Here is a 4,025-nt window from a genome sequence, read left to right on the forward strand (position 1 = left end):
CGTACCGCAGGATCCGTCCCTTGCGGGCGCCCGTCTTGGACTTCCCCATCAGCCGGGTGCTGACACGCAACCAGGTCGGGAACAGGTCCACCTCCGGGGCGTGCGCCAGGCTCGCCTCCTCGACGAGTCTCAGGCGGGGATTCCACGTCTCGGGATGGTGCGCGTCCTTGAATCCTGCGTAGCCCCATTGACTCGCGACGTCTTTGAACATCTTCTGTGGGTAGAGCTTGATCGCCACCCGACTGAACCAGCCGATGCCGCCGTAGTCGTTGAACGCCAGTTCGCCGGTGTGGGAGTGGTCGGTGATGCCGCGGAACAGTCCGATGATGACGTCCTCGGACAGGAACGCGAACAGCCCGTCGGCGACGAGAATGGTCGGGCGGTCGGCAGGGATGGTGTCGGGCCAGTTCGCGTCGGCCACCGAGACCGGCACCGAACGCGAGCGCGGGTTGGCAGGCAGGACCTTTTCGCGCAGCGCGATGATTCCTGGCAGGTCGACGCTGTACCAGTCCACCGTCGGCGGCGGCGCGACGCGGTAGAAACCGCTGTCGAGACCGGCGCCCAGATCGACCACCACGGCGTCAGGATGCTCGGCGATGAACCGGCGCACCCGGTCGTCGAGCATCTTGGCCCGCAGCGCGGTCTGACACACCACGCTGGTCTGCACGCCGAGGCCGGCGAAGTCGTAGTCGACCTCGCCCACCACCTCGTCGGCCAGCGTGTCGCCGAGGATCGGCCGAGCCCATCGGCTGTCCAGAGCTCTGGCGTATTCGGTGAGAAACGCGGTCTGTTCGACGGGTGTCAGTGCGGTGGTTGCTATCCCCATGACCGCGAAGGTACTCCACATTTCGGACTGAACGGATCGCCCAAAACGTTCACCGCCCTTGCGATTACGAGCCGGCTACCGTCGGGCGCCCGTCCATGGCCGTTCGTTTTCGTCGCGCCGTTCGGCTTCGTCGGCGCGTTCGTCGGCCCACGACTCCTCGAACCCTTCGCCCTGGTGCACGTTGGGCACGCGATTCATCACGCGGCTAAGCCATTTGGGCGGCGTGGTCGGCTCCCACTGCGGCAGAGCCATGCTCAGCGCGTACAGGGTCTTGAGGACGACGAAGACTCCGAACAGTGCGGAGGCGTCGGTCATGGCGGCGCCAAGCATTCCGAGTACGAGCGTCAGGTGGACGACGGCGATTCGACCGAGGCTTCGATTCGCCGTCTGCTCGATCTGCCAGAACGACCACCGGCGCAGCCCGGGCAGGTCGACCACGAAATCGATGGCAAGGATGACGAGCACACCCACGCAACCACTTCCCACGTGGTGCCAGTCGACGGCTGCCACACCGCTCTGGTCGTTGTGGTTGAGCATGAACAGGACGACTCCGAGAAACACACCATGTGCCGCGGAGAAGACGAGACTCGTGACGAGGAACCCGTTGAGGAAGGAGGTCTGCGCGCCGCGCCGGTCTGATTTCGGTGCCTGGTACTCGAAGTGTCCGCGCCTTGGACTCCACCGCCGATGGGCGACGATTCGCGCGGAGACGAACAGGCACACCGCGACGTTCTCGAACCAGTAGACGACGAGCGTCGTGCCTGCCGACCATCCCTCGACGAACCAGCCGGCCGCAGGAACGGCGTTGACGGCCAGCAGCGTCAGCAGATGAACGACCGGAATCACGTCGTCGTGGCGGCACGAAGTCGGGGCATGGCGTCATCGTCGCATGGTTAGCCCAAAACGTTCACGGCCCTTGCGATTACGAGCGCGATGGTGGTGACCGCCACCAGGCTCTGCACCGCCATCATCATCTTGGCCCATCGCGCCAGCGGCATGGTGTCGGTCGGCGAGAACGCCATCGCGTTCGTCAGGCTGACGTACAGATAGTCGATGAATGTCGGGCGCCAGCCAGGCTTTACCAGCTTGGCGGTATCGGGGTCCATCTGAGGGAACATGAAGTCTGGGTAGGGCGTGGCGCCGGCACGCCGCGCGAACGGGCCGCCACGGTCCAGTTCCCAGTACCAGATGCCGAACGCGATGATGTTGGTGATGAAGATCGCCGCGCCGCTGCCGAGCAGCAGACCGGCGTCATTGCTGACCCGGCCGGACAGGATGCTCGTGTCCAGCACGATGGCCGAGAGTGTGTTGTCGATGGTGATCGCCCCCAGCAGCACCCAACTCGCGTACTTTCCGAACACGGTCGAGCGGGTGAGCCGGACCGGGTTCAGCCAGATCAGGACGGCCAGCAACAACAATTCCATGGCGATCAGGGGCCACCGCGGAACGAGTACGAAGCTGCGCGCGATCCCCAGTTGCAGGACGATGGCGGTGACGAGTGCGACCAGCACCGGCAGCCGGCTCTCCGGGGTGCCGGGCCGCAGCCAGGACGGCACGTGGTGCTCAGCCTCCCTGGCCAGCCTCTCCGCTCGCTTGAGGAACTCCTCGGCAGCGGGTTGTTCAGGCATGTTCTCCATCAGGTAAGTGTGTGCGCGACGATGGAACCATGGATGACGACACGGCTGACAGTTTCCTGGGCACGTCCCCATCTCCCGTCGCTCCGCTCGCCTCATCCCGGCACATCAGCGAGTGGATCGACGCCACCCCCGACGCGGTGTACGCCTTCGCGTCGGATCGCGCCGAGCTGCGGCGCTGGGCTGCGGGCCTGGCCGATCCGGCGTTGCGCGACGCCGACGTCGAATTCGCCCCGCCCAACGCGTTCGGCGTGCTCGACCACGTGGTCCGGCTGCCCACCGGCGAGGCGGTCTACAACCCGATGCGGGTGATTCCGGAGGGCCCGGGGGAGACGCGCTGCGAGGTGGTGTTCACGCTGCGCCGCCGACCCGGAGTCACGGACGCGGAGTTCGAGGCCGACGCCGCGGCGGTCGCTGCGGACCTGGCGACGTTGCGGGGACTAGTCGAGGATCAGTCGTCGGACGACTGAAACAGGCCAAGTCCCAGCCAGACCACGGTGGCCGCGGCCGCGGCAGCAACGACGGCAGGCCCCGGGTTCATGGTGGCGACACCCACGACGAGTAGCACCAGCAGACCAACGGCGAGCGCGACCAGCTTGTACACCGGCCACGGAACACCGGCGATCCGCACTTCGGTGCAGGATGTCACTAGCTTGACGCTGGGTGCCGTCATACCTTTGACGATAGCTCGTATCCAAGAGTTCGGGCAACCGAAACGCTGAATCAGGCCAATCTCTCCACTCGCGGCATAAGCTGATCGGATGCCGCTTTCTGGAGAATATGAACCGAGCCCGTGGGACTGGGTCCGCGATCACGCCGACAAGATCATCGAGTCCGGCGACACGGCGGGCAGCGATATGAAGGGCAAACCCATCATCCTGCTGACCACAATCGGCGCCAAGTCCGGCAAGCTCCGCAAGACCCCGCTGATGCGGGTGGAGAACAACGGCGAGTACGCGATCGTGGCGTCGCTGGGCGGGGCTCCGAAGAATCCCGTCTGGTACTACAACGTCAAGGCGCATCCGCAGGTGGAACTGCAGGACGGCCCGGTCGCCAAGGACTACGAGGCCCGCGAGGTTTTCGGCGACGAGAAGGCGGCCTGGTGGGAGCGCGCAGTCGCGGCGTTTCCGGACTACGCGGAGTACCAGACCAAGACCGACCGGCAGATCCCGGTGATCGTGCTGAGCCCGGTCGGCTAAACGGGTTTCCGCCCGTCGCCCACGAGGTGGCACCATTGACCGGTGTCCGCTGAGTTGAGCCAGAGTCCCCGCACGTCATCGCCGCTGTCCGCGGCCGACATCGACGAGGCCGCTGAGCGAATTTCCGGCGTGGTCGCGCTCAGCCCGCTGCAGCGCAGCGATCGGTTGTCGGCGGTCACCGGCGCACAGGTGTATCTCAAGCGCGAGGACCTGCAGACGGTGCGTTCCTACAAGCTGCGCGGCGCCTACAACCTGCTGATGCAGTTGACGCCGGAAGAGATCGCCGCGGGCGTGGTGTGCTCGTCGGCGGGCAATCACGCGCAGGGGTTCGCGCTCGCCTGCCGGTCGATGGGCATTCACGGCCGG

At 65.9% G+C, this 4,025-nt stretch carries 7 protein-coding genes; 3 read left to right on the plus strand and 4 right to left on the minus strand.

The annotated features are described in order from the left end of the window. From QOC69_RS27025 to QOC69_RS27035, 3 genes are all read right to left on the minus strand, one after another. Window positions 1-826 (minus strand): class I SAM-dependent methyltransferase (locus QOC69_RS27025; RefSeq protein ID WP_526445465.1); only part of this gene is annotated, 826 nt, incomplete at its 3' end. 75 nt (window positions 827-901) lie between these two features. Further along, complete coding sequence (locus QOC69_RS27030) at window positions 902-1,672, minus strand: DUF6498-containing protein (RefSeq protein ID WP_526445467.1); 771 nt, start codon at window positions 1,670-1,672, stop codon at window positions 902-904. Window positions 1,673-1,719: 47 nt separating this feature from the next. Next, window positions 1,720-2,463 (minus strand): hypothetical protein, encoded by a 744-nt coding sequence (locus tag QOC69_RS27035; protein WP_526445469.1) that lies wholly within the window; start codon window positions 2,461-2,463, stop codon window positions 1,720-1,722. Window positions 2,464-2,492: 29 nt separating this feature from the next. Here QOC69_RS27035 and QOC69_RS27040 point away from each other — a divergent pair, with 29 nt between their 5' ends. After that, complete coding sequence (locus QOC69_RS27040) at window positions 2,493-2,930, plus strand: SRPBCC family protein (protein ID WP_526445471.1); 438 nt, start codon at window positions 2,493-2,495, stop codon at window positions 2,928-2,930. On the opposite strand, the gene QOC69_RS27045 is transcribed toward QOC69_RS27040, so the two are convergent. Then, window positions 2,912-3,133 carry a hypothetical protein gene (locus QOC69_RS27045; RefSeq protein ID WP_526445473.1) on the minus strand — a complete coding sequence of 74 codons (222 nt, stop codon included), beginning with the start codon at window positions 3,131-3,133 and terminating at the stop codon, window positions 2,912-2,914. The two genes, QOC69_RS27040 and QOC69_RS27045, sit on opposite strands and share 19 nt — an antisense overlap. An 88-nt stretch (window positions 3,134-3,221) precedes the next feature. Between QOC69_RS27045 and QOC69_RS27050 the strand changes: the two genes are divergently transcribed. Together QOC69_RS27050 and QOC69_RS27055 are read left to right on the plus strand one after the other, a co-directional pair. Then, on the plus strand, window positions 3,222-3,659 hold the full coding sequence (locus QOC69_RS27050) for a nitroreductase family deazaflavin-dependent oxidoreductase (RefSeq protein WP_526445475.1): 438 nt from the start codon (window positions 3,222-3,224) through the stop codon (window positions 3,657-3,659). Window positions 3,660-3,701: 42 nt separating this feature from the next. Beyond that, window positions 3,702-4,025: pyridoxal-phosphate dependent enzyme (locus QOC69_RS27055; protein ID WP_526445477.1), on the plus strand; the 324-nt coding region annotated here is incomplete at its 3' end.

It is taken from the genome of Mycobacterium sp. (assembly GCF_032162105.1).
GTDB lineage: Bacteria > Actinomycetota > Actinomycetes > Mycobacteriales > Mycobacteriaceae > Mycobacterium.